This is a genomic window from Segatella copri (genome assembly GCF_009494835.1).
GTDB lineage: Bacteria > Bacteroidota > Bacteroidia > Bacteroidales > Bacteroidaceae > Prevotella > Prevotella copri_F.
On record NZ_VZBE01000057.1, the window covers coordinates 68,285 to 92,956 of the forward strand.

Annotated in this window: 21 protein-coding genes; 11 read left to right on the forward strand and 10 right to left on the reverse strand. The window is 46.2% G+C overall.

Annotated features, from left to right (window positions below; translation table 11 throughout):
- Nucleotides 1-10: 10 nt before the first annotated feature.
- The 4 genes from F7D47_RS08925 to F7D47_RS08940 all read left to right on the forward strand — a co-directional run bounded on the left by F7D47_RS08925 (nucleotide 11) and on the right by F7D47_RS08940 (nucleotide 5,555).
- Nucleotides 11-1,267, forward strand: coding sequence for a bifunctional phosphopantothenoylcysteine decarboxylase/phosphopantothenate synthase (locus tag F7D47_RS08925; RefSeq protein WP_118139691.1), 1,257 nt, complete (start codon nucleotides 11-13; stop codon nucleotides 1,265-1,267).
- Complete coding sequence (locus F7D47_RS08930; RefSeq protein ID WP_228113412.1) at nucleotides 1,203-2,132, forward strand: DUF4835 family protein; 930 nt, start codon at nucleotides 1,203-1,205, stop codon at nucleotides 2,130-2,132. Before F7D47_RS08925 ends, F7D47_RS08930 begins: the two co-directional genes overlap by 65 nt.
- Nucleotides 2,133-2,230: 98 nt before the next feature.
- Complete coding sequence (recN, locus tag F7D47_RS08935; protein WP_153085925.1) at nucleotides 2,231-3,904, forward strand: DNA repair protein RecN; 1,674 nt, start codon at nucleotides 2,231-2,233, stop codon at nucleotides 3,902-3,904.
- 4 nt (nucleotides 3,905-3,908) lie between these two features.
- Complete coding sequence (locus tag F7D47_RS08940) at nucleotides 3,909-5,555, forward strand: tetratricopeptide repeat protein (protein WP_153085926.1); 1,647 nt, start codon at nucleotides 3,909-3,911, stop codon at nucleotides 5,553-5,555.
- Between the two features lie 62 nt (nucleotides 5,556-5,617).
- Here the strand turns inward: F7D47_RS08940 and F7D47_RS08945 are convergent, their stop codons facing one another.
- The 6 genes from F7D47_RS08945 to F7D47_RS08970 all read right to left on the reverse strand — a co-directional run bounded on the left by F7D47_RS08945 (nucleotide 5,618) and on the right by F7D47_RS08970 (nucleotide 11,842).
- Entirely contained in the window at nucleotides 5,618-6,154 is a 537-nt protein-coding gene (locus F7D47_RS08945) for a hypothetical protein (RefSeq protein ID WP_117694203.1), read from the reverse strand.
- Nucleotides 6,155-6,179: 25 nt separating this feature from the next.
- Nucleotides 6,180-7,040: an N-acetylmuramoyl-L-alanine amidase-like domain-containing protein gene (locus F7D47_RS08950; protein ID WP_153085927.1), complete on the reverse strand. Its 861-nt coding sequence runs from the start codon at nucleotides 7,038-7,040 to the stop codon at nucleotides 6,180-6,182.
- An 18-nt stretch (nucleotides 7,041-7,058) separates the two neighbouring features.
- Nucleotides 7,059-8,132, reverse strand: coding sequence for a DUF4421 domain-containing protein (locus F7D47_RS08955; protein ID WP_153085942.1), 1,074 nt, complete (start codon nucleotides 8,130-8,132; stop codon nucleotides 7,059-7,061).
- A gap of 155 nt (nucleotides 8,133-8,287) precedes the next feature.
- Nucleotides 8,288-9,271 (reverse strand): Gfo/Idh/MocA family protein, encoded by a 984-nt coding sequence (locus tag F7D47_RS08960; RefSeq protein ID WP_153085928.1) that lies wholly within the window; start codon nucleotides 9,269-9,271, stop codon nucleotides 8,288-8,290.
- Between the two features lie 29 nt (nucleotides 9,272-9,300).
- Nucleotides 9,301-9,906 carry a ribosome biogenesis GTP-binding protein YihA/YsxC gene (yihA, locus tag F7D47_RS08965; RefSeq protein WP_022120663.1) on the reverse strand — a complete coding sequence of 202 codons (606 nt, stop codon included), beginning with the start codon at nucleotides 9,904-9,906 and terminating at the stop codon, nucleotides 9,301-9,303.
- Nucleotides 9,907-10,021: 115 nt separating this feature from the next.
- Nucleotides 10,022-11,842, reverse strand: a complete 1,821-nt coding sequence (locus F7D47_RS08970) for an ABC-F family ATP-binding cassette domain-containing protein (protein WP_153085929.1) — start codon at nucleotides 11,840-11,842, stop codon at nucleotides 10,022-10,024.
- A 151-nt stretch (nucleotides 11,843-11,993) separates the two neighbouring features.
- On the opposite strand from F7D47_RS08970, the gene rho reads away from it, so the two are divergent.
- From rho to F7D47_RS09005, 7 genes are all read left to right on the forward strand, one after another.
- Nucleotides 11,994-14,204: a transcription termination factor Rho gene (gene rho / locus F7D47_RS08975; protein ID WP_153085930.1), complete on the forward strand. Its 2,211-nt coding sequence runs from the start codon at nucleotides 11,994-11,996 to the stop codon at nucleotides 14,202-14,204.
- A gap of 266 nt (nucleotides 14,205-14,470) precedes the next feature.
- Nucleotides 14,471-15,343, forward strand: a complete 873-nt coding sequence (locus tag F7D47_RS08980) for a nucleoside phosphorylase (protein WP_006846571.1) — start codon at nucleotides 14,471-14,473, stop codon at nucleotides 15,341-15,343.
- A 160-nt stretch (nucleotides 15,344-15,503) separates the two neighbouring features.
- The gene (mnmE, locus tag F7D47_RS08985; protein WP_153085931.1) at nucleotides 15,504-16,907 is read left to right on the forward strand and encodes a tRNA uridine-5-carboxymethylaminomethyl(34) synthesis GTPase MnmE; all 1,404 of its coding nucleotides are present in this window, start codon (nucleotides 15,504-15,506) and stop codon (nucleotides 16,905-16,907) included.
- Nucleotides 16,908-17,217: 310 nt separating this feature from the next.
- Complete coding sequence (locus F7D47_RS08990; protein WP_153085932.1) at nucleotides 17,218-18,150, forward strand: helix-turn-helix domain-containing protein; 933 nt, start codon at nucleotides 17,218-17,220, stop codon at nucleotides 18,148-18,150.
- A gap of 124 nt (nucleotides 18,151-18,274) precedes the next feature.
- Nucleotides 18,275-19,357 carry a site-specific integrase gene (locus tag F7D47_RS08995; protein WP_153085933.1) on the forward strand — a complete coding sequence of 361 codons (1,083 nt, stop codon included), beginning with the start codon at nucleotides 18,275-18,277 and terminating at the stop codon, nucleotides 19,355-19,357.
- 198 nt (nucleotides 19,358-19,555) lie between these two features.
- Complete coding sequence (locus tag F7D47_RS09000; protein ID WP_153085934.1) at nucleotides 19,556-20,965, forward strand: C10 family peptidase; 1,410 nt, start codon at nucleotides 19,556-19,558, stop codon at nucleotides 20,963-20,965.
- A 148-nt stretch (nucleotides 20,966-21,113) separates the two neighbouring features.
- Nucleotides 21,114-21,743 (forward strand): hypothetical protein, encoded by a 630-nt coding sequence (locus F7D47_RS09005; RefSeq protein ID WP_153085935.1) that lies wholly within the window; start codon nucleotides 21,114-21,116, stop codon nucleotides 21,741-21,743.
- Between the two features lie 71 nt (nucleotides 21,744-21,814).
- On the opposite strand, the gene F7D47_RS09010 is transcribed toward F7D47_RS09005, so the two are convergent.
- From F7D47_RS09010 to F7D47_RS09025, 4 genes are all read right to left on the reverse strand, one after another.
- Nucleotides 21,815-22,564 carry a hypothetical protein gene (locus F7D47_RS09010; RefSeq protein ID WP_153085936.1) on the reverse strand — a complete coding sequence of 250 codons (750 nt, stop codon included), beginning with the start codon at nucleotides 22,562-22,564 and terminating at the stop codon, nucleotides 21,815-21,817.
- A 35-nt stretch (nucleotides 22,565-22,599) separates the two neighbouring features.
- Nucleotides 22,600-23,550 (reverse strand): relaxase/mobilization nuclease domain-containing protein, encoded by a 951-nt coding sequence (locus F7D47_RS09015; protein WP_153085937.1) that lies wholly within the window; start codon nucleotides 23,548-23,550, stop codon nucleotides 22,600-22,602.
- Nucleotides 23,547-23,960 (reverse strand): plasmid mobilization protein, encoded by a 414-nt coding sequence (locus F7D47_RS09020; RefSeq protein ID WP_153108143.1) that lies wholly within the window; start codon nucleotides 23,958-23,960, stop codon nucleotides 23,547-23,549. Before F7D47_RS09020 ends, F7D47_RS09015 begins: the two co-directional genes overlap by 4 nt.
- 184 nt (nucleotides 23,961-24,144) lie before the next feature.
- On the reverse strand, nucleotides 24,145-24,624 hold the full coding sequence (locus tag F7D47_RS09025) for a DUF3408 domain-containing protein (protein ID WP_153098534.1): 480 nt from the start codon (nucleotides 24,622-24,624) through the stop codon (nucleotides 24,145-24,147).
- Nucleotides 24,625-24,672 lie beyond the last annotated feature (48 nt).

Below are 24,672 nucleotides of genomic sequence, written 5' to 3' on the forward strand. Positions count from 1 at the left end.
AGAAAAATTCATGTTAAAAGGAAAGAAAATCGTATTGGGCATTACGGGCTCTATTGCAGCCTATAAGTCTTGCCTCATCATACGAGGTCTCATCAAGCGCGGAGCCGAAGTGCAGGTGGTCATTACGCCTGCAGGAAAGGAGTTCATCACTCCCATCACCCTTTCGGCTCTTACGCATAAGCCTGTGGTAAGCGAATTCTTCTCGCAGCGCGATGGAACCTGGAATTCGCACGTAGACTTAGGTCTGTGGGCCGACGCCATGCTCATCGCTCCTTGCACAGCCTCTACCATGGGAAAGATGGCTCACGGAATTGCTGACAACATGCTCATCACAACCTATCTGTCGATGAAAGCGCCTGTTTTCATCGCTCCAGCCATGGACCTCGACATGTATAAGCATCCATCTACCCAAGCCAACATGAAAACACTTCTGGGCTATGGAAATCACATCATAGAACCCGAAGTGGGATTCCTGGCAAGCGGACTGGAAGGAAAGGGACGCATGGAAGAACCTGATATTATCGTAGAATGCCTCGACAGATTCTTCGATGAACAGGCTCAGCAGAATGCAGAGACCGATGAAGCTGCATCAGAAAACTGCAAGGAAAAAGAAAGCGATAAGCTCGATTTGAAAGGCAAGAAGATCATGATTACAGCCGGACCAACTTACGAAAAGATTGACCCGGTACGTTTCATCGGCAATTATTCTTCCGGCAAAATGGGCTTTGCCCTTGCTGAAGAGTGCTGCCGTCGTGGTGCTGAGGTTACGCTGGTTGCAGGTCCGGTTTCGCTCAGCTGTTCCGAAGCCATTCATCGCATCGATGTAGAAAGTTGCGAGGAAATGTATCAGGCAGCCACACAAGCCTTCGCCTCAACCGATGCTGCCATTTTATGTGCTGCTGTTGCTGATTTCAAACCAAGCGAGATTGCTGACAGGAAAATCAAGCGCGAGAAAGATGATTTGGAACTCCGTCTCGTCCCAACTCACGATATTGCCGCAGCCCTTGGCAAGATGAAACAAAAACATCAACGAATTGTGGCTTTCGCCCTGGAAACTAACGATGAAGAGGCTAATGCACAGAAAAAGCGCAAAAAGAAAAATGCCGATTTCATCGTGCTTAACTCTACTCGCAATCCGGGAACCACATTCCGTACGGATGACAACCAGATAACGATTATTTCTGAAGAGGGTAAGAAAGAATATGAGAAGAAACCGAAAACTGAAGTGGCTCGCGACATTATCAACGAGCTGGCTCATCTCTTGTAGTCCCATCACATCAGCCGCTCAGGAGTTGCAGGCTAAGATTACCATCAACCATGCCCAGATTCAGGGCACGGAAAACCGGGTATTCGATAATCTGCAGCAAACTCTTGAGCAGTTTGTGAACGACAGGCAATGGACGAATCTTCAATTCAGGAAGAACGAGCGCATCGTGTGCAACTTCAATATCACGGTAAGCAAGTATGATAAAGACCAGAATATCTTTACCTGCAAGGCGCTCATCCAAGCCAACCGTCCCGTCTACAATTCAGCCTATACGTCCACCTTATATAATAATGTGGATGAAAACTTCACGTTCAAGTTTGCCGAGTTCGACCAGCTGGAGTTTACCGAAGAGCGGATTGACAACCAGCTAACGGCTCTGCTCGCCTACTATGCTTACCTCATCATCGGTTTAGATCTTGACAGTTTTGCGCCTAAAGGTGGTGAAGACATTCTACAACGTTGCATGAACCTCACCAACAACGCCCAGAACCTTGATTTTCCGGGCTGGAAAGCGTTTAGTGACAACAGAAACCGGTTCGCCATCATTTCCGATTATCTCGACGGAGCCATGGAACCTTTCAGAATTCTGCAATACAACTATTACAGAAAAGGGCTCGATGAAATGGCGAATAATGTGGAACGAGGCAGAACTGAAATCACCAACACCCTGCTCCAGGATCTGAAGAAGGCACGTACGGACAGACCGCTCAGTCTGCTGCCACAAATCTGGACCGACTATAAGAAGGACGAGCTTGCTAACATCTATCAGAAACATGGCACTCAGAAAGAGAAAGAAAGCATTTATGAGCTGCTCTTCTCCATCAATCCTTCTCAAAACTCATATTGGGACAAAATCAAGGAATAAGGCTACATGCAGAATGATTCTAGGCAACTTCTCGGATGATAAAGCAAAAATTCTTCCTAGATAGGTTAAGTTCCTTTAAAACAATAAGATAAGAAATTATGCTCAAGCAATTATACATCAAGAATTTCACGTTGATTGACGAGTTGGACATTCCTCTTTATCCAGGATTCTCAGTCATCACGGGCGAGACGGGTGCCGGAAAGAGCATCATTCTCGGAGCCATCGGACTGCTCCTGGGCAACCGTGCTGACAGCAAGGCCATCAAGGCTGGAAGAGACCGATGCGTGATAGAAGCCCACTTCGACCTGTCAAAATATGGAATGCAGGATTTCTTCGATGCTAACGATATTGATTATGATGCAGAAGACACCATCATCCGCCGCGAACTGACAGCTGCCGGAAAGAGCCGTGCCTTCATCAACGACACGCCCGTCCCCCTGAGCAAGATGAGAGAACTGGGCGAACAGCTCGTCGATATTCATTCGCAGCACCAGAACCTCCTGCTGCAGAAGGAAGACTTCCAGCTCAGCGTGGTCGACATTATTGCCCACGATGAAAAGCAGAAGAAGGCTTATCTTGCCGAATACAAGAACTATAAAAAGGCAAAGCAGCAGCTGGAAGACCTGAAAGCGGAAATCGCAAAGAACAGGGAGAACGAGGAATTCATGCGCTTCCAGTTTAAGGAACTGGATGACGCTAACCTGCAGGAAGGCGAACTTGAGCAACTGGAACAGGAAGCAGAAACCCTGAGCCATTCTGAAGACATCAAGACTGCGCTCTATGAGGCAGATAATGCACTCTCGGGCGAAGACGGCAGTATTCTCGACAAACTGAAAAATGCAGCCCAGCAAATTGACAATATCAAGGAGGTTTATCCGGATGTGAAAGAGGTTGCTGAACGAATGCAGAGCAGCTATATAGAACTCAAGGATATTGCCCAGGAAATAAGCGGAAGCGTTGACAATATAGAGTTCGACCCGAACCGGCTTGAAACCATCAATTCCCGGCTTGACCAGCTCTACTCGCTCCAGCAGAAATTCCATGTGGAAAATGTAGAAGAACTCATCGCCACTCGCGAGCGAATCAACGAACAGTTGCAGCACATCTATAATGGAGATGAAGACATAGAAGAACAGGAAAAGCAAGTTGCCCTACTCCTTGCCAAGGCAGAGAAACAGGCTGGCGAACTGACTGCCATCCGAAAGGAATCGGCAAGAAAGATAGAAGAAGAAATGAAGAAACGTCTCATTCCTCTGGGTATTCCGAACGTCCGCTTCGAAATTTCATTCTCCGCCAAGCCGCTCAGTTCAGATGGAGTTGACAAGGTAAATTTCCTGTTCAGCGCCAACAAGAGCACGCTTCTCCAGCCGGTGAGTCAGGTTGCTTCCGGTGGAGAAATCGCACGCGTCATGCTTTCTCTGAAGGCTATGATCAGCGGCGCCGTAAAACTGCCAACCATCATCTTTGATGAAATCGACACGGGAGTAAGCGGTAAGATTGCTGAAAAGATGGCGGAAATCATGACAGAGATGGGTAACCTGAACCGTCAGGTTATTTCCATCACCCACCTGCCGCAGATTGCTTCCATGGGAACCCATCATTACAAGGTTCTGAAAGAAGAAACCGAAGAGGGAACTCTTTCTCACATGAAGGAACTCAACGAGCAGCAGCGCATAGAAGAAATTGCCCAGATGCTCAGCGGAAGCGACATTACTCCTGCTGCCCTGGCAAATGCTAAGGAGTTGCTCAACAAACACAAGCAACACAAATAAGATTATGAAAAAAATAAATATGATCATGATGGGACTGATGCTCGGCGCATCGTCCCTCTATGCTCAGCCGGGTTCGGTTCAGAAACTGGCTAAGAGCGTTTTCACCTTGACTACTTTCAATCAGAAAGGCGACATTATCGCCTCTACCCAAGGTGTTTTTATCGACAACAAAGGAACGGCTATCAGCACCTTCAAACCATTTGTCGGAGCTGTAAAGGCAAGCGTTGTTGACGCATCCGGCAAATCGATTCCTGTTGAGGCTATCATGGGAGCCGACGAGCTCTACGATGTGGCAAAATTCCGCATCAAAGCCTCTACCGTTGCCGCTCCTATCGCAACCAAGGAATCGGCAGCTGGCGACAAGGTCTGGCTGGTTCCTTATTCTATCAAGAAGCCAGCTTACCAGCAGGAGGACATCAGCAGCGTGGAGAAGTTCAAGGCTACTTACAACTATTACATCTTCTCGAATAGTGTGCCTGAAAATGCGGTAGGTTGTCCGTTTGCCAACAAGAACGGACAGGTAATTGGTCTGATGCACAGCAACGGTCAGGTTACGGCCATCGACGCCAACTACGCCAAGCAGCTGACGGTAACCGGTCTTTCAAGTCTTGATGCAGCTCTTCGCGAAACCACCATCCGCACGGCTTTGCCTGATACGGAGAATGAGGCGATGACCATGATGACGCTGAAGAAGGGACAGACTACAGCAGATGAGTATGCGAAATATAGCGATGAGTTTATCAGCAAATTCCCTACTTCAGCCTTCGGTTACAAGGAGAAAGCCGCTTATCTGACGGATAAGGCAGAATATGATGCAGCTGCCAAACTGATGGAAGAAAGCATTAAGAAAACGGCTGCCAAGGATGAGGCTCATTCCAACTATGCCGACCTGATTTATCAGAAGATTATTTACAAGGGCGATTCTGTTTATAAGGACTGGACGCTTAACAAGGCCATAGCTGAGGCTCAGAAGGCATACGAAATCAAGGCACAGCCTATTTACCGCCATCAGGAAGCGCAGATTAATTTTGTAAAGGGTGAGTATCAGAAAGCTTACGATACTTTTATGGATTTGACCAATACTTCACTTCTCAGCGGCGAACTCTATTTTGAGGCTGCCCAGGCTAAGAAGAATCTCAAGGCTCCAGCCAAGGAGATTGAGGTTTTGCTCGATAGTGCGGTAAGCGTTGGAAGCAAGACTGGAATGGTTGCGAATTATTATCTGGCACGTGGAGAATTTCTGAAGGAGCAGGGTGAATTCCGCCGCGCTATTCAGGATTATAATATGTACGATTCCATTGCCCGTCCTGTTTCGCCAGCCTTCTTCTACACCCGTTACCAATGCGAAACCAAGTTACGCATGTGGCAGCCAGCCCTGCTTGATATTGCCCGCACCTGTTACCTGGCTCCTAAAGAGCCTACATATTTTGCAGAATGGGCAAGTCTCGACTTGCGTGTAAAGCGTTATGATGAAGGAATCAGCGCAGCCACCCATTGCATAGAGTTGGCTCCTGAATATGCTGACGGCTACCTTCTCTTAGGTCTGCTCCAGAAGGAGAAAGGAAATAAGGAAGAGGCCATCAAGAACCTGAAGAAAGCCCAGGAACTCGGCGATTCCCGCGCTGGAGAATATCTCAAGAAAATGAAGTAATTATTTTAGTAATAAGTAAGAAAGTCCGTAGGCATTTTAACAGAACGCCTACGGACTTTCTTTTACATTTTAGTCATGTGGTAACCCAGCATTTTTAGCTCTACGGCTATTCCCATGAGGAACATCTGGTGAAGGGCGGCAACGAAACCACGGAAGGCTTCCTCGCTTCCAGGCTGCAGATTCAGATGAATAAGCTTGCTGTAAGAGCGCGAAGCACATTCTGCCACTACATTCGTAACAGCCTTATGCGCTTCCTCATTCAGCAGCAGAACCTTTTCGCAGATGTAATCATCCATGTGGTCGAAATCTATTCTGTCACGAAGATATTCATAATGATTCTCTACCTTGCTGTAGAGTTCCCAATCCTCGTCCCAATACTTGGCAAGCGCCATTCCTACATACATGATCCAACCCAATGAAACCGTAGGATATTTGGCAAACTCGCGAATCGCATCAGGCAGATAACTCTCGCCTACTTTCTGCCACAGCTCTTCCAAATCCGGAGCTTCCGGCAAATGAGCATCTACCTTATCAATACCCAGCAGATATTGATAAAGATCTTCCTTGAAAATCGCTTCAAAATTCTTTTTCTCTTCCATTTATCTTTTCTTTTCTAATATTTTTTTACTGAACTCTGCAAACCCTGATTCCTATCTGCACCGGATGTTTGTGCATGTAAGTATAAAGCGTCATCGGTTCATCAATCACCTTCTTGTGAATGCTGCTGGCGTTGAGGAGATGCAATCCGTCTTTGTGCCAGGAAGCAATACCGATATGGGTCGTGTCGAGCCCCTTCTTGTTGGTAATGATGGCGATAATGTCACCATCGTGAATAGCGTTGCGGAAAACTGCCGTGTTGGCAATCTTGCCCTTCGGAACATAACGGTAACGCTTGCCGTTCACACTCTGTTCCAGTTTTCTGATTCCCGATTTCCATTCCGGATGAGCCTTAAGCATCTTATAACTCGAAACATGTGTACTCATCCAGTTGATGTTCACGGTCTTAACGGCCGAGAATGGAGGATTGGGTGCAATATTCTTCACGATTCCCTCGCGCTCGTTTGCATCCATCCAAATCGTGAAATAATGCTGGCGCTTCACATAGGAAATCTCTCCGCCCACATAACGCACATTTCGGAGATGTTCACAGAAAGCCGAGAAAGAAGTCTCGTTCTTCTTGGCGCACAGGGTGAGCGCCGTAACCATCTCTACGTATGTGGTGCAGTCCAGCTCACGGGTGTTCACGATGAGCACCTCTTCCTTCGTCCGGTCCAGCGTGCCGCCCACATAAGGAACGCCCGCCATCTGCTTGCCAAACCAGAGCATCCAACTGGCTGGTTTCTTCTTCATAGCCCTTGCCTGCTGCAGCAGTCCTACAATCCGCAGACTGTCCTGCCGCTGATAAACCACATTCACCCTGGCTTCTCCCGGAACAGCCAGCACGCAAGCCAGCACGACAGCTGCCATTTTCGTAAATATTTTCATCTCTTCTCTTTTTATATGTTAATGATGACGTTTCCTGCCGAAGTTCACACCCACATAAATATTGAGTGAGCCAAACGAATTGTTGGTAGAAAACTGTTTTTTCTTATAGTTGTAGGAATGGATGATGGTGCTGGCGCCCGCGTACCAATGCGTGTTGTTCCACACAATACCGAAGCGGCCTATTCCATCCAGGTTCACATTCTTGAAACTGAAGTTGGTAATGTCCAGATGTTCCCTTTCATTATCCGATTTCGAGCTGTTGTAAGCCACACCTACCGAGAGCGAAGCGTTGAAGAGCCAGTTCTTGGCGAAAACCCAGTTGTAAGCATAGCCGCAGGTTACGTTCACATCGCTATATTTCACCTTGCTGAACATCAGCGAACTGTCTATCTTGGCTTCCGGTGTTCCCCCGTTTATCAGATTTTTATTCAGCCGTTCATCTACAAGATTGGTCAGTTTATCCCAGTTCACCTCCAGTTCATGCTCCGTGTAACCGATTCCCAGAAGCATGGAACCGGCACTTCTCCGCTGCACCGTACTCTGCGAATAGGCGGCCGGATAAGAGAAGCGGCGATGGTTGAAGATGTAATAAAGATTGAATCCCTTGATGCTCGATTTGAAACCGTCGAAAGGAGCCTTGCGGATTGGGTCACAATCGATGTGCTCACCCAGATTCATCCGCAGAACATGATAGTCATTTCCCGTCTGTCGCCAGAACAGGTCTATTCCCAGCAGACTGCTGTAGAGGCTCAGGTCAAACTCCTTTTTATTAGTGTGGTTATTCCTGAAATTAATGTGCTTCAGGTCGAACGTATAACCCAGAAACACCCATCGCCAGCCCAGATAAGGCCCCAGGCGGTAAGAAGGATCAGGCGAGAAGGAAATGCTCTGTCCTTCGCTGTTTCTGAGCGTATATTCCTCGTAGGTATTGGTGTTCTGCAGCATCACCGTATAATTGTAATGCTGGTCTTCTATATAAGCCGAATCCGTACTGTTGAATTCTCTGAAGAACCGGGTGAACACATCTCCCACCTGATGGAAGAAGGTTTTGCGATGGCGCTCTTTCACGAGGCTGTCCTGGGAATTGGACATGAACATCGTCTTGTTGAAGAGCGTTCCCAGCATGGTAGAATCCACGGGCTCCCCTGCCCTTGCCGAAGTGCAGGCAAGGGAACAGATAAATCCTACTATACAGAAACAACTCTTCATAACTTACGCTCTAATCCTGATGATGATTTTGTAAAAAATCAGTTCTTCCACAATACTCGGTCCAGCACCCAGTTGACAGCCGTAGCCGAAACGCTGGTGCAGTCGCATTTTCCTATTCCCTGCAGATGCTGAATCACACTCTTGATGAGCGGCAGCTGCACATAAGGCGGATTCGGAACCGTAATCAAGTTCTTTCCTTCGCTCGTAATCACTTCTATCGGCTGGTAAGTGAACACCGAGAATGAGAGCGAACCTTTCTCGCCAATCACCTCGATGCAGTCTTCCTTCGCACTCTCATGTCCCACGAAGCACCAGCTTCCGCTGCCCGGAATTCCGCTCTCAAAGAAGAAGCACGCCGAGAGCGTATCTTCAGCCTGATAAAGATGCGCTCTGTTGGCAGGATAGCCGTGCGCACGGGTAATCACACCAAAGAGATTCTGGAGCAAATCTATCTGATGAGGAGCCAGGTCGTAGAAATAGCCGCCGCCCGCAATATCCGGCTGCAGTCGCCAAGGCATTTCCTTGCCGCTCTGAAAGTCGAGATCGCGCGGAGGAACCGAGAAGCGCACCTGAACATTCACCACGTTACCGATGGTTCCGCTCTCTATAATCTCCTTTACCTTCTGGAAGTAAGGAAGATAACGGCGATAGTAAGCTACGAAGCAGGGAACACCCGTCTGCTCGCTGATGCGGTTGATGCGGATGCAGTCGTTGTAGCTCGCTGCCAGCGGTTTTTCTATATAGCAGGGTTTGCCCGCATGCATCGCCATGATGGCGAAGGTGGCGTGAGAAGAAGGTGGCGTGGCGATGTAAACAGCATTCACATCGGGATCTTCTATCAATTCCGATGCATCCGTGTACCATTTGCGCACATGATGGCGCTCAGCATAGCTGCGTGCCTTGTTCTCGCTTCGGCTCATCACAGCCACCACCTGCGAACCCCCCACTTCGTTGAAAGCCGGTCCGCTTTTCTTTTCGGTTACTTCTCCGCAGCCGATAAATCCCCAGTTTATCTGTTTCATTCTCTATTGGTTTATTCTCTCCCGAAAGATTATTCTCCGGCGAGCGATTTGTTGATTTCGTCAATATAGTCGAGCACCTCGTCGCGTCCCATCTTCTTTTCACTACTGGTAATGAAATAAGGTGGAAGTGCTTCCCAGCGGTCTTCCAGCGCATGCATCCATTTCTCCGCATTCATGCGAGCCTTGACCGGACCCAACTTGTCGGCCTTGGTAAAGACGATGCAGAAAGGAACGCCGCTCTCGCCCAGCCAGTCTACAAACTCGCGGTCTATCTTCTGCTGGTCGTGGCGCACGTCGATGAGCACAAAGACATTAGCCAACTGCTGGCGCTGCAGAATATAACTGCTTATCATTTGTTCCAGCTGCTTCTGTACGGTCTTCGAACGCTTGGCGAAACCATAGCCAGGAAGGTCAACCAGATACCATTCGTTGTTGATGATGAAGTGGTTGATAAGCAGCGTCTTACCCGGTGTGGCTGAAGTCTTAGCCAAACCCTTGTGGTTGCAGAGCATATTGATGAGGCTCGATTTTCCCACATTACTTCTGCCGATGAAAGCATATTCAGCCTTCGTATCTTTCGGACACATGCTCACTCGTGGAGCCGATATTGTAAATTCTGATTTCTTAATTTCCATTCTTTCTATTTTCTTTATTATTTTTATTATTTTCAAGTTTCGCAAGTGAGCTCCACACGCCCTGAAAGGGCGAGAGGCGTTAGAACTTTTGTGCCTTCAGCCCGTACTTCAAAGTCTAGAGCATTTCAGCCAGTTCCAGCCATCTCATTTCCTTCTCATCAAGTTCATCCTTGATTTCAGGCAGGCGCTTGCTTTTCTCCGTCAGTTCCTCAACCGATAGATTTCCGCTGCAGAGTTCCTCTTCCAACTTCTTCTGTTCCTCGGTCAGCGCATCTATTTCCTGGGTCAGCTGCTCATATTCGCGCTTCTCCTTGTAGCTCATCTTGCGCTTGTTCTCAAAGTTGGCGTCGCGCTTGGCCGTGCCAGCTCCGTCGCTTTCTGCCGTTGCATTTCCGCTTTTTGCCGGTTTCGCCTGTTCCGCCTCGTCCTTCGCCTGCATCCGGCTCCATTCCCTGTACTGCGTATAGTTGCCAGGGAAATCCTGTATTTCGCCTTCGCCCTTGAAAACCAGCAGATGGTCTACTACCTTGTCCATGAAATAGCGGTCGTGGCTCACCACGATGACGCAACCCGCAAAATCCTGAAGATATTCTTCCAGTACCTGCAGCGTCTGGATGTCGAGGTCGTTGGTCGGCTCGTCCAGCACCAGGAAGTTCGGATTCCTCATCAGCACCGTACAGAGATAAAGCTTGCGCTTCTCGCCGCCGCTCAGCTTGTAAACGTAGTTGTGCTGCTCCTCGGGCGTAAAAAGGAAGAACTGCAGAAACTGCGAAGCCGTCATGTGCTTGCCGCCCAGATCTATGTAATCAGCAATCTCCGTAATCACGTCAATCACCTTCTGGTCTTCACGGAATTTCAGTCCCTCCTGCGAGAAATAGCCGAAGCGAACCGTCTCGCCGATGTCAAACTTGCCGCTGTCGGGCTGAACCTCGCCCAGCAGCATCTTGATGAAGGTCGATTTTCCCGTTCCGTTATTACCCACAATGCCCATCTTCTCGAAGCGGGCAAAGTTGTAGTAGAAGTTGTCGAGAATCACCTTTTTCTGTCCCCTGACGTCGAAAGCCTTGCTCACATACTGGCATTCAAAAATCTTCGAACCTATATAAACGGTAGAAGCCTTCAACCTTACCTGCCTGTCTTCTATACGCTGCTTTGCCACCTTCTCCAGCTCATAGAAAGCATCTTCGCGGTATTTCGCCTTGTGTCCGCGCGCCTGAGGCTGACGGCGCATCCAGTCGAGTTCCCTGCGGTAGAGATTCTTCGAGTGCTGAATTTCGGCTCTCAGATTGTCCATTCTCTCCTGCCTCTTCTCCAGATAATAGGCATAATTGCCGCGGTAGGTGTAGATGGTGCGGTCGTCGAGTTCCAGAATCGTATTGCACACCTTGTCCAGGAAGAATCGGTCGTGCGTAACCATAAAGATGGTCTTGTTGCCGCGGTTCAGATAACCCTCCAGCCACTCTATCATCTCCAGGTCCAGGTGGTTGGTCGGCTCGTCCAGCATCAGGAAGTCGGGTTCCGTTATCAGCACATTCGCCAGCGCTACTCGCTTCTGCTGTCCGCCGCTGAGCTGTCCCATCGGCTGTTCCAGATTGGTAATGTGCAGCTGGGTGAGAATCTGTTTCGCCTTCAGCACCTTCTCCGGATCATCCTCATGATTGAAGCACGCCTGCAGCACACTTTCCTCCGGATCAAACTGCGGCGACTGCTCCAGATAGCCCACCTTCAAGTCGCGTCGGTAGATGATGTCTCCGCTCTCGTGGCCCTCTTTATCCATCAGCACCGACATGAGCGTAGACTTTCCCGTGCCGTTTCTCGCCACGAGTCCCACTTTCTGTCCTTCAGCGATAGAGAAGGAAATATTATCAAAAAGAACCTGTGCACCAAAGCGTTTGGTGAGGTTTTGAACGTCTAAATAGGGTATTTGACTAGCCATTTTTATTTTTTTTGTGCAAAGATAGGCAAAATATTTGGCAGAAACAAATTTTTTAATTATCTTTGCACACGAATTTATCAATCAATACCGTGTTTCCATTCAGAAACGCGACATTTCAGAAAGAAAATCATTAATATACAATATATAATATATGTATAGCAAAGAAGAATTACAAGCAAAGAGTGTCGTTCAGTTGAAGGACATTGCCAAGGAACTTGGAGCCAAGGTAAAGAAGAGCGATAACAAGGGAACTATCGTCTACGCCATTCTCGACGCCCAGGCAGAACAGCCAGCTCCTGAAGCAGCCCCTAAGCGCAAGCGCACCCGCATTGCAACCAAGAAAGAAGACCGTGTTTATTCCGTACACGGTAATGAAGGAGAGAATTTCGACGTGCAGAAGAACCAGGTATTGGGTCCTAACGGCGGCGAGACTGCTCCTCAGGCTATGAGCGAAACTGCCCCAGCCCCAGCGGTTGAGGAAGAAATCCAGTTCAGTCCGGCAGAGCAGAGTTTACAATCAGCTGCCCAGAAGCAGACTCTAAACCAATCAGGCGAAGACATCGAGGCTCAGGTACTTGCCAACTTCCCGAAACACCGCGGCAGAAGAAGCAAGGCTGAACTCGAAGCCATTGCAGAAGCCAGAGCAGCTGCCATCAGAAAGCATCAGGCGGTAAAAGCCGAGCTAGAAGCGCAGATGGCGAAAGATGCACAGGAGACGGCTAACCAGCAGGCTGCTACTGAGGCAGAACAGCCGGAAGAGGCAACAGCCGATAACCAGCAGACTGCTCCTGAGCAGGCAGCAGCTCCTGAGCAGGCTGCCGTTCCTGAAGAGCAGTTCTCTGCCGGAAACGCAGAGAGCGCTAACATCAGCGGCGATTTGCAGGCGATGCTCCAGGCTAAGATGAATGCACAGAACGCAGCAGCAGCTCCAGCTCCGGCTCCAGCTGAGGAGGCAAAGGAAGAAGCTACTGAAAAAACTGCAACTGATAAGAAACAGGAGTCAGCTCCTATCCACTATACTGAAGGTATGAAGGTAGAACTCGATGCAGATGGAACCTGGAAGGGTGATCCGGGCGATGGAACCGATTTCATCCCGGTAGTCGACATTCCTATCGAAGACCAGGCTGCCATTCCTACTGTCGACATCTTCGACCGTCCTACCACTCCACAGACTTCTCACCAGCACACACCTGCTGCTGCCCCTGCAGCCAAGAACAAGCAGGAAGCACCAGCCTACGATTTCAGCAATCTCGTGAAATCCAACGGTGTGCTCGAAGTGATTTCAGAGGGCTACGGATTCCTGCGCAGCAGCGATTACAATTACCTTTCTTCACCGGACGATGTTTATGTAGCATCCAGCTTCGTCAAGAAGTTCGGTCTGAAGACTGGCGATGTCATCGAGTGCAAGGTGCGTCCGCCTCACGAGGGCGAAAAATACTTCCCGCTCACCAGCATCATCAAGATCAATGGCCGTGACCCGTCAGAGGTTCGTGACCGTGTTCCTTTCGAGCACCTCACCCCACTCTTCCCTGATGAGAAGTTCAATCTCTGTGGCGACCGCCGCACCACCAATCTCAGCACCCGCATCGTAGACCTCTTCTCGCCAATCGGTAAGGGTCAGCGTGCGCTCATCGTGGCTCAGCCTAAGACCGGTAAGACCATCCTCATGAAGGATATTGCCAACGCCATCGCAGCCAACCATCCTGAGGCTTACCTCATGATGCTGCTCATCGACGAGCGTCCTGAGGAGGTTACCGACATGGCACGCACCGTGAATGCAGAGGTTATCGCCTCTACCTTCGACGAGCCAGCAGAGCGCCATGTCAAGATTGCCGGAATCGTGCTCGAGAAGGCTAAGAGAATGGTAGAATGCGGACACGATGTTGTCATCTTCCTCGATTCTATCACCCGTCTCGCCCGTGCCTACAACACCACAGCTCCTGCATCTGGTAAGGTGCTCACCGGTGGTGTGGATGCAAACGCCCTCCAGAAACCTAAGCGTTTCTTCGGTGCTGCGCGTAACATCGAAGGCGGCGGTTCGCTCACCATCATCGCTACTGCCCTCATCGATACAGGTAGTAAGATGGATGAAGTCATCTTCGAGGAGTTCAAGGGAACCGGTAACATGGAGTTGCAGCTCGACCGCTCACTCAGCAACAAGCGCATCTTCCCTGCTGTCAACCTCATTTCTTCGTCTACCCGTCGCGACGATCTGCTGCAGGACAAGACAACGCTCGACCGCATGTGGATTCTGCGCAAGTATCTGTCCGACATGAACGCTATCGAGGCGATGAGCACCATCCACAAGAATATGCAGCATACTCGCAACAACGACGAGTTCCTGCTCTCTATGAATTCATAACCCAAGTTTAGCAAGTGGTTTAAGTACGGGCTAGGAGCTTCTGCCCTTTCAGGGCGTGTGGAGCAAAAACTAGTATATAAAAGAAGAGAGATTTGAAAGAGAAGGGCAAGTTCCATTTTCGGGATTTGCCCTTCGTGTTTTTTTACTGTTTAAAATCATTAAAAAAATATCGCATTTCATTTTTTATTCGTATCTTTGCTTAACTTAAACACAGAGGGGCGCAAAGCCCTGATATAAATAATGTATAACTTAAAATCAAAAGAACCATGAGCAAATATTTTGCAGAATCAGAATTGATTATCAATGAAGACGGAAGCTGCTTCCACCTTCATCTTCGCCCGGAACAAGTGGCTGATAAAGTAATTCTCGTTGGCGACCCAGGTCGCGTAGCCCTCGTAGCCTCCCATTTCGATGAGAAGGAATGCGAAGTTTCAAGTCGGGAATTCCACGCCATCACCGGCACATATAAAGGCAAGCGAATCACCGTGCAGAGCACCGGAATAGGATGCGATAATATCGACATCGTAGTCAACGAGCTCGATGCGCTGAAGAACATCGATTTCAAAACCCGCACCGAGAAACCCGAGCACACCACGCTCACCCTCGTGCGCATCGGAACCTGCGGCGGCCTGCAGCTCAACTGCCCTGCCGGAACCTTCGTAGCCTCGCAGAAGAGCATCGGTTTCGACGGACTCATCAACTTCTATGCCCGTCGCAACGAAATCTGCGACCTCGAAACAGAGGCAGAATTCAAGCGCCAGGTAAAATGGAACGACCAGATTGGCAATCCATACTGTGTAGACAACAATCCGGAACTGCTCAACCAGATAGCCGGCGATGATATGGTACGCGGAATCACCATAGCCTGTGGCGGTTTCTACGGACCTCAGGGCCGCGAACTCCGTGCCCCACTTGCCGACCCGGAACTTAATCAGAAGATTGAAGCATTCGAGTATAACGGTCTGCGCGTCAACAACTTCGAGATGGAGAGTTCAGCCCTCGCCGGTCTTTCCCTTCTCCTCGGTCATAAGGCATTAACCTGCTGCATGGTCATCGCCAACCGCCGTGCCCTCAGCGCCAACACCGGCTACAAGAGCACCATCGACAATTTGATAAAAGTTGTATTAGATAGAATCTAGCTCCATTGCAGCAATACGCCCTGAAAGGGCTGTCATCCATTGCAGCAACACGCCCTGAAAGGGCAGAAGCTCCTAGCCCAGGGCAACACCCTGGGTTAAAACAGCAAACACCCCCTGTCGCCCTGTAAGGGCAAAAGCTTTAAAAGAAAGAAACAAATAAATGAAGAATCAAGAAGAATGTATCTGCGCCCTGGCAACCCCAGCCGGCGGTGCTATCGGAATCATCCGACTCAGTGGCTCCGACGCCATTACCCTCACCGACAAAATCTTCCAGTCTGCCAACGGCAAATCCCTGGAAGAAGCCAAGCCCTACACGCTGCATTATGGCGAAATAAAGGATAAGGATGACAACACCATCGATGATGTACTGGTGAGCGTGTTCCGTGCACCCCACAGTTATACAGGCGAGAACTCCACCGAGATTTCCTGTCATGGCAGCCGATACATTCTTCAGCAGGTTCTCCATCGCTTTACGGAGGTAGGATGTCGCCAGGCAGAACCGGGCGAATACACCCGTCGTGCCTATCTCAACGGCAAGATGGACCTCTCTCAGGCAGAAGCCGTAGCTGATCTCATCGCCTCTACCAACAAGGCAACCCACAAGATGGCGCTCAGCCAACTTAAGGGTCATTTCAGCAACGAACTCTCCCTCCTTCGCGAAAAATTATTAAAGATGACTTCGCTCCTGGAGTTGGAGCTCGACTTCAGCGACCACGAAGAACTGGAGTTTGCCGACCGCAGCGAACTCCAGGCACTAGCCGAAGAAATCAATCACAAGATTACCACCCTCGCCCACTCCTTCGAAACCGGCAATGCCCTAAAGCAGGGAGTAGCCGTAGCCATCGTAGGCAAGACGAATGTGGGCAAGAGCACCCTGCTCAACCGTCTGCTCCACGAGGAGAAGGCAATCGTGAGCGACATTCACGGAACCACCCGAGACGTAATCGAAGACACCACCCTCATCGACGGAATCACCTTCCGCTTTATTGACACAGCCGGAATCCGCAAGACGGATGATGTGGTAGAAAACATCGGAATAGAGCGCACTTTCCAGAAGATGGAAGAGGCGAAGATAGTAATCTGGCTATTAGATGAGCAGCCGTCAGCCTCAGAAATCGAGGAGATGAAGTTGAAGAACCAGGGCAAGAAGCTGCTGGTAGTATTTAATAAGATGGATAAACTTGAGAATGATAAACTTGCATTCGATAAATTCACCCATTCCTGTGGCTCAGATTCCAGTGAATCAGAAGCCCCACTCTTCATCAGTGCCCGCACAGGCGAGAACGTTTCATCCCTGGAGCAGGCATTAGTAAAAGCCGCTGATATTCCTGAGATTACCGAGAACGACGTCATCATAACGAGTGCCCGCCACTACGAGGCCCTACTCCGTGCCCATGATTCCCTCTCCCGAGTATTGGAGTCGATGGAAATGGGCATGAGCGGCGACATCATCGCCGAAGACCTGAAAATGGTATTGGAAGAATTGGGTGAAATCACTGGCGGACAGATCAGTAGCCAGGAAACGCTAAACAATATCTTCAAGCACTTTTGCATCGGGAAGTAAATCGTGATAAACAACGATTAATATCGACAACAAATGATAGTTAAGGTGCTCAAAATGAGCACCTTTCTTTTTAGCCTTACTATTGGTTATAATCAATGGTAAGGCTTTTTTAGCACCTTTTTGTACCGCTCTTGTACCTCCACTTTTCAAAAGTAATAATTTGAGACTCCATTTTTGGCAAATGAGTGCAAGATTGCCGAGAGTTTTGGACAATGATGGACGATGATATAAGACTATTGAAAATAAACGGAGTAATGACAGACGACTTTTTCTACAATAAATTAAGTAAAAAAGTATAAAAAGCGTACAAATGACAGCAAGCAAAGAAAGAATTCTAAAAATTTGCGAGTATTGCGGGAAGAGCTTCTATGCATCAAAATCCACAACTCGTTATTGCTCCAAGCAATGCAACAGTTATGCCTATAAGGCAGCAAGACGTGAGGAGAAAGTAAAGATGGCTGAGACAATGAGCCACCGAAAAGCTTCCGAGAAATCCATGTCTGAAATCCTCGTGAAAGAATACCTCACTATTCAAGAGGTCGCTATACTTTTGGGACTAAGCAGACAGACCATATATAATATGGTGTATAGTGGTAAGTTGCGAGCATCCAAGATTACTTCTCGTTTATCTTTAATCAGAAAGCGAGATATAGATTATCTTGTTGATAGTTTGCCATACACCTCAAAAAAAAGTGCTTCAAAAGAAGCAGTTCATGCAAACCGAGAGCTACCTGTTCCAGAATATTACTCTGCCAAGGAAATTGCAGAAGTCCACAACACTTACGAGACCGCCATCTATGAGATAGTCAAGAAAGTCAAGATTTCAAGAATATCCATACAAGGAAGAGTATATTGGAACAAGAAAGAGGTGGATGATTATTTTGCACACCTGTCTCCAGATCCAACCATCAGTGAATGGATGACTGTTATGGACATTCAACAGAAATATTGTATGACGAAAACAGCCGTATATAGTTTCGTTAGTCACAATGCTATTCCAAGAAAAATGGAAGGTAACAATGTTCTGTATTCCAAGCGTCATGTACAATTGGCAAAAGGTGAATCCGTAGAAGACCAACTTTATTATACAATACCGGAGGCCATGAAGCTGTATGGTTTAAGTCAGGACCAGATTTATAAGCGTATCAAGAAATACGCTATTGAAAAGGTGAAGATTGGCAAGTATATCAAGATTTCCAAGCGAGATTTAGAGAAAGCTATCGGCAAGCCTAAGGTTATTTAGCGGTTATCAAAAGGTTAAGTTGTACCCCATTACATAACTCTATTATTTTGCAATCGATTTCAAAGATCTCTTAATACGGGATCATATATGAAACATAAGTATCACATTATAAAAAGTAAACATCATGGTAAATACATGTACAAGAGTTTCTCTTCGCCAAAGAGCGATTAAAAACGACCGTATTTCTCTTTATTTGGATTTCTATCCACCAGTACGCAACCCTGAGACTATGCAAATGAGTCGCAGGGAATATTTAGGTATCTATATCTATGCTCATCCAAAGAATGAGATGGAACGTGAGTTTAATACAGATATGCTCAACAAGGCAGAGGCCATCCGTTGTATCAGAACCCAATCACTCATCAATGAAGAATTTGGTTTTTTGGACAAAACACGACAGAAAGCTGATTTTTTGACATACTTTGAGAAGATGACACATAAGAAAGATGACAAGTGGACATGTGTCTACAAGCATTTCTTCAAATTTGTTCAAGGTCATTGTACATTTGGGGATGTGACAGTAGAACTTTGCAAAAAGTTCAGAGAGTATCTTCTGAATGCAAATCAGTTGAATCGAACAAAACAAAAGGTATCTCTCAACTCTGCAGCAGGTTACTACTCTACTTTCCGTGGTCTCTTAAAAATCGCCTATCGTGACAAGTGGCTTCGTGAGAACATCAATGACTATCTGGACAAGATTGAGCCACAAGATGTAAAGAAGGAGTTTCTTACCCTCGATGAAGTAAAGCAGTTGGCAGCTACTCCTTGCGATATACCTGTACTGAAGTCTGCCTCCCTCTTTGCTTGCCTCACAGGATTGCGAATCAGCGACATCTTAAAATTGCGTTGGGAAGACTTCGAGATAGCTCCAGACCAAGGCTATTGCTTGCGTATTCGTACCCAGAAGACTCAGACCGAGGCAACCTTGCCTATCAGCAACGAGGCATACGAACTATGTGGTGAACCAAGCACGGGTATCGTGTTCAAGGGATTGAAGCGCAGCATGATTAACCATCCCCTTAAAGCATGGTTGAAGAAGGCAGGAATCACCAAGCCATTTTCATTCCACTGTTTGAGTCACAGCAAAATATTTTATTTATTGAATATCAGCGAGTTAAGTACTTTAAAGAATGTAACTGCTAACGATTTAGAAACGAGCTATATTCTTTTTCTTTCACAACTTTGCAATATACAAAGAACGCTTTGATTACGAGTGCAAAGATAAACCTAATTTCTGGAAAAATGATAGTCCAATGCAACTATTAGAGAACCTTAACATACGAGGTTTTGCATTTTGTGTTAATTAAGTTAAAAGATGCAAACTTAATATGTTTAAGTGCAATGATTTGGCAAAATTATCGTTTATAATACAAAAGTTATTAATGGATTTAAAATATTAAGGATTATGAAGAAAATCTTTTTACCTTTGATTTGCGCTTGCGCATTTCTGTCATGTACAGACACTGAGGACTTTTCATCTTCAGACATTGCGAGTTCCAAAATCGAATTTTCAGATGAGGAATTAGCAAGCATAGCTTTAGACAATCCACGAACATTAGATGAAGAAGAAGTTCTTCAAATGGTGCTTGATTTTTCGCACTCGGTGAATGGAAATACTCGTAGTGCAAGCTCTCCACAACTTTCAATAGAGTCTAAGTACTTTGTCAAAAATGCTTCAAACCTTGTTACACGTAGTGGTGGATTAAGTTTTGACAGTATACCTATGTGTCGAGTTAAAGTTTCTAATTCAGGACAAGAAGGATATGCTATTGTTTCTGCAGACGAAAGAAACGCAGGTGTTATCGCCTATGTTCCAAATGGAAAATTCGAGAATCGTGATGAAACAGGTGCAGGAATGATGCTTAAGCTATCAGAGGCTACTTTGGTGTCTGAAATTTCTGAATATGAGAGTAAAAGAATTTCATCATTAAAGAAGATAGCAAAAGCTCTCGGCAAGGATTCCTTAAATAAGAATGATATTGAAAAGGTGTGCAATACTAAGCAGATTGGAACACGTTCAGTTGCTTATGAAAAGCCTCAAAGTCGTATAATAAAATTAATCGGTCCTGTGACAAAAACGGAATGGTCACAAGACGAGCCTTATAACAGATTGCTTCCAAAAGCATATGTACCTTTTAGTGAAAAATATTACTTCGAATCTTACTATCCTGCAGGATGCGGAATCATTGCTGGTGCACAAGCATTAGCCGCAGTTGCGCCAAATATAAAAATCGGTGATGTTGATATTGATTGGGATTATTTAACAGCACAACCTACAATAGATTATAATGGAGATTCTAAAAGCATTAAGATGGTTACAACTCTCATAAAGGATATGTATGAGAAAACAGGGAGTTATCCTAATTATATAGAACGAGAATACGGGAGATATGAGGATACATCTATTCCTACAGTCGGTAGTAGTTCTACAGGTTCACTAGAGTTACTTAACTATTTGAAGAATTATGTATCTTGTGGACAATATTATAGTAAATATGCTCCAGACCCATTACTTACAACAATTAATGTAAATGAGAAAATGCCATGTGTTGCTATAATGGGAGGAACACATGCAGCAACAGCAACAGCTAAAAAGGGGTCACATGCATGGGTGATAGATGGGTATGCAATATGCCAAAAGACAACAAGAGAGATTTTAAAAAATTATGACCTGTATTTTCATGCCAATATGGGATGGGGAGGTCCAGATAATGGCTATTATAAAGTAAATGCCGATACATCGACCGATTTTGAAACCTCTTTAGGTACATACAATATGAATTTTTGGGAAATTACAGAAATTCATAGTAAATAAATATAACTCATTCTATAAGCGGAAGTCTTTATTATGACTTCCGCTCTTTTATGTCGGTATTATGGAAAGATTTATCATATTTAGTGTGTTCATTTCTGTTTTTATTGTATCATGTAATGAAAGTAGAGATACGATTAGCAAAATTGAAATGGAAAGATATACAGAGTGTCCTATAGGTGAAATAAGTCAAATTGCATTACAAGGAAGTGGAGACTATGAAATTAATGTTGAAGATGCTTCTATTTTAAATATTAATTACTCGCAAAATACACTAACAATTAATCCTATAGCAAAAGGTATAACTAAAATTTCCGTTTATGACAAGATTACAAAAAATATAGCAAACAGTACAGTAAAAATAACAGATGCATATTGTACTTTTCAAGTCGGCAATCCTGTCCGTCCCCCCTTTTCTTCAAGTGTATATGTATATATGGTCTATAATTGCACAAATGATTTATATATGTTTGACAATAATTTTAACCTCATAGAAAAAGGGCATTACTTATTTGAAAAAACAAACGAAAAATATAGTTTGACTTTTTCTTTCAACAATATTTACAATGGAGTTAATAAGCTACAATTAGACCTAAACAATAATAATCCTACTTTATTGAAGAACTTAGAATCGTTGTTGGCTAATCATACACTTGCAGAATCTACATACAAGGCAAGAAGTGAAAATCAAATAGTATTAAATGCCAAGAACAAAGAAAACAACATTGTATATTATCTTATTTTTAAAAAGAAGAGAATACCTTACTATTTTTTAAACTAATAGAACAGAATCAAGAGGCAAAATTAAGATGCAGTCCTCTTGATTCTTATTCTATATCCTTTATGAAAAAGCTATTTAGAGTGCCCTATAACACGTTTAATCATCTTTGATTCTTCCCAAAGTCTGTTGGCTACACTATCTTTATATGCCGCTATTTCAACCATTTTATAGTGTTGAAGAATAGAATCCTCATAAACAGCAACACGATTTTTTACTTCATCAATAATGTTCTCATTTCTGCATACAGTGAAGTTCTTTTCGATATAGCAAATATTAGGGTCATCAGATGGAAGCACCATCTTCAATGCCCTATACTTCAAGTCAGCCTCCTCCCAATCTTGGTGCTCTCGCCATTGGGTGAGATTGCCCCAAATGGAGAGGACAAGGGATAGAGCCAAGCCACCAATGAAAAGAAGAATATACTTTGAAGTTGGCTCAAAGCGATGGGTGACTACCTTCTTTTGAGATGAATTGTTCATCACTTCAAGTTTGTCCTGCAATACCTTTAAGGAAACATCATTCTCTTGTCTCATCTGCTTGACGGCATCAACCAAGAGCTTGCTTCGCTGCTCATTTTTGCAAAGTTCAACCTTGATAAGGTCTGCAAAAACAGCAATGGCATCTCTTAACTTGGATATTTTACCTCTGACTTCCTCTTCCTTGCCAAACATAGCAATGATTAATTTCTCCAACTTGGTCGTGTCACTGCTCGCAGGAGCCGTTTCCGTTCCTGCGTTCTTTGGTGAAGCAGAAAGTTCATCGACTTTCTGCTCCAATCTCTCAACTGTGCCGTAGATGGCTTCCAATAGTTCTTCTTTCATATTTCTTTTGTTGTTTGAATGGTTTGTAACTTGCATCAAAGGCTAAAGCCTCTTCTGCGTTTCTTCTTTTTCTTCTTGGCAGATTCATCCTCTGGGAATGGGTCAAAGGTCTGAGCGTTGGCAGGAGCAAAAAGCCCTATGGAAGAAATGCCGTTCCAAGGGTCTTGGCTGCTCTCCGACATGAATGGCACCTGCTCGTCCTTGTGACTACCTTGCTCATATTGTTGAGTAGAGCTGGATTTTGCTGATACATGGTTCTCCGTTCCCTCAAACCTTGCATTCAGTTTGCCAAAGCTATAGTCTCGGCTAATCTGCGTACCCTTGAAGCTATATCCATCCTTGCTGAAACGGATACCTTGCACCTTGGTTCGCTCCTTGTCCTTATAGACAAACTCCAAGAGAATACCTCGTTTTGCAAGTTCATTCTTGAACTTTTGCCAGCTATCAACGACTTTCAAGGCATCCTTGATGGCATTGTAAATCTCGTATTTGGCACGCTCCGCATTGCGTAATTTGCGAGTGTTAGTCTTGCTCTTATCCGTTCCGTAAGTCAGTCCATACTTGGATTTTAGAGCCTTGGTCACTTGCTCATTACGTCTGTAATCATTCCTGTCCGATATGAGCTTACCCTCATTATTGATACGGTTGTACACGATATGGCAATGTGGATTGTCCGTATTATGATGCCTAACGATGATGAATTGGGTATCGGTGATGCCCATCATCTGCATGTATTCAAGGGCTATCTTAGCCATGAACTCATCAGGCAAACGTGGCTTATCCTCGGGCTTGAAGCTCAATGCGATGTGTCCCACAGGCTTCTTAATCCTTGGATTTAGTAGCCTTTGTAGCTCAAAACTTTGCATCATCTCGGCATTCGTGCCGAGCAGAACACCATCGGAAGCAAGGATTTTCGCCTCGTCCTTGCCTGTCACATAGCGGATACAACCGCCAAAAGAGCTGCCCTTCTTTAGCTTGCCTATCATGTGGTATCCTCCTTTCTGCCTATTCCGCATGGCTTCGATTTGGAGCTTGCTTGGCGATACTCGCCAAGAATTGCTTTCAATCTTCTCAACAAGTCCATCACATACACATGGGTCTCATGGAAACCTCTCTGATGCGACAGCTTGGTAAGTTGGTTGAGGTTGTTCGCCATACCGATGAGGTTCTTGGCGATGGCTATCGTCTCAGCGTTGTGTCCGCTGACCACCTCTCCGTTCAAGGCGGACTCACGTATGTACTCCGCCAACTTGCGGTTGGCTTTTCTCGCCCTTAGTCTCAATGCCTCGTAGCTTGGCTTTGAGAACTTCACCGTGACAGACTTCGACAGCTTGCGAACCCTGCCTGTGGGCGGTCTTCCGCCCTTTCTCTTGTCTTGTTCCTGTATGTTTGTCATTCTATATACTGATTACAGTTGGTACACTCACTTTCTGCGACCGTTGGGAGCAAAATTCCTCCGCCCTCATGGTGGAGCGAGGCGTTTTGGGGTTCCCAAAACATAACCTCGCTCCCTCTCAGAACACGTTAGTTGGAACTACTGCCTTTCAGCTATCCACGTCCAAGGTCGCAGACCTTAATTCTCACAATTTGCGCCAAGCCTCGAAGTCCTCTTCATAAAGGCTTAGGTGGTGGCGCACGATGTTCTCGATGATGCCCGATACGCTCATGCGTCTCCCTCCGAGGATGCGGACGACACGATCAAGACGGTCTCGTACATCGGAACTGACGAAGACTGGCTTGCGGTCGTCAATCCTTGGAACTTGGAGGAAGGTCTGCTGATACTCCTCCAATGATGCCTTGCGCTGCTTGCCGCTGATGCGCTTCTGCGGATTCGGTGGCGATTGAACCTCGTTCGTCAGCTCGTCCTCCATGCTGGAGGTTGTTGCAGCCACATTCTCTGTCACAACTTCTAAATCGGAGTTCTCCACCTCTTCAAAGAAAGAGCTATGTTCTTGGGCATAGTCTTTACCATAAGTGGATGATTGAAGCGAAGCCACCACCTCCTGTGTCATTTTCTCCTGCTGTTCAGGAGACATTTTCGTTTCTTTTGTTCTTGCCATAACTTACATTGTTTAAATTGTTGGTATAGTGGTCACGGTATGCACCAT

Excerpts from the sequence above, each read along its gene's own strand:
- F7D47_RS08925 (WP_118139691.1), top strand. The coding sequence starts at position 11 with ATGTTAAAAGGAAAGAAAATCGTATTGGGCATTACGGGCTCTATTGCA.
- F7D47_RS08930 (WP_228113412.1), top strand. The coding sequence starts at position 1,203 with ATGAGAAGAAACCGAAAACTGAAGTGGCTCGCGACATTATCAACGAGC.
- recN (WP_153085925.1), top strand. The coding sequence starts at position 2,231 with ATGCTCAAGCAATTATACATCAAGAATTTCACGTTGATTGACGAGTTG.
- F7D47_RS08940 (WP_153085926.1), top strand. The coding sequence starts at position 3,909 with ATGAAAAAAATAAATATGATCATGATGGGACTGATGCTCGGCGCATCG.
- F7D47_RS08945 (WP_117694203.1), bottom strand. The coding sequence starts at position 6,154 with ATGGAAGAGAAAAAGAATTTTGAAGCGATTTTCAAGGAAGATCTTTAT.
- F7D47_RS08950 (WP_153085927.1), bottom strand. The coding sequence starts at position 7,040 with ATGAAAATATTTACGAAAATGGCAGCTGTCGTGCTGGCTTGCGTGCTG.
- F7D47_RS08955 (WP_153085942.1), bottom strand. The coding sequence starts at position 8,132 with ATGTCCAATTCCCAGGACAGCCTCGTGAAAGAGCGCCATCGCAAAACC.
- F7D47_RS08960 (WP_153085928.1), bottom strand. The coding sequence starts at position 9,271 with ATGAAACAGATAAACTGGGGATTTATCGGCTGCGGAGAAGTAACCGAA.
- yihA (WP_022120663.1), bottom strand. The coding sequence starts at position 9,906 with ATGGAAATTAAGAAATCAGAATTTACAATATCGGCTCCACGAGTGAGC.
- F7D47_RS08970 (WP_153085929.1), bottom strand. The coding sequence starts at position 11,842 with ATGGCTAGTCAAATACCCTATTTAGACGTTCAAAACCTCACCAAACGC.
- rho (WP_153085930.1), top strand. The coding sequence starts at position 11,994 with ATGTATAGCAAAGAAGAATTACAAGCAAAGAGTGTCGTTCAGTTGAAG.
- F7D47_RS08980 (WP_006846571.1), top strand. The coding sequence starts at position 14,471 with ATGAGCAAATATTTTGCAGAATCAGAATTGATTATCAATGAAGACGGA.
- mnmE (WP_153085931.1), top strand. The coding sequence starts at position 15,504 with ATGAAGAATCAAGAAGAATGTATCTGCGCCCTGGCAACCCCAGCCGGC.
- F7D47_RS08990 (WP_153085932.1), top strand. The coding sequence starts at position 17,218 with ATGACAGCAAGCAAAGAAAGAATTCTAAAAATTTGCGAGTATTGCGGG.
- F7D47_RS08995 (WP_153085933.1), top strand. The coding sequence starts at position 18,275 with ATGGTAAATACATGTACAAGAGTTTCTCTTCGCCAAAGAGCGATTAAA.
- F7D47_RS09000 (WP_153085934.1), top strand. The coding sequence starts at position 19,556 with ATGAAGAAAATCTTTTTACCTTTGATTTGCGCTTGCGCATTTCTGTCA.
- F7D47_RS09005 (WP_153085935.1), top strand. The coding sequence starts at position 21,114 with ATGGAAAGATATACAGAGTGTCCTATAGGTGAAATAAGTCAAATTGCA.
- F7D47_RS09010 (WP_153085936.1), bottom strand. The coding sequence starts at position 22,564 with ATGAAAGAAGAACTATTGGAAGCCATCTACGGCACAGTTGAGAGATTG.
- F7D47_RS09015 (WP_153085937.1), bottom strand. The coding sequence starts at position 23,550 with ATGATAGGCAAGCTAAAGAAGGGCAGCTCTTTTGGCGGTTGTATCCGC.
- F7D47_RS09020 (WP_153108143.1), bottom strand. The coding sequence starts at position 23,960 with ATGACAAACATACAGGAACAAGACAAGAGAAAGGGCGGAAGACCGCCC.
- F7D47_RS09025 (WP_153098534.1), bottom strand. The coding sequence starts at position 24,624 with ATGGCAAGAACAAAAGAAACGAAAATGTCTCCTGAACAGCAGGAGAAA.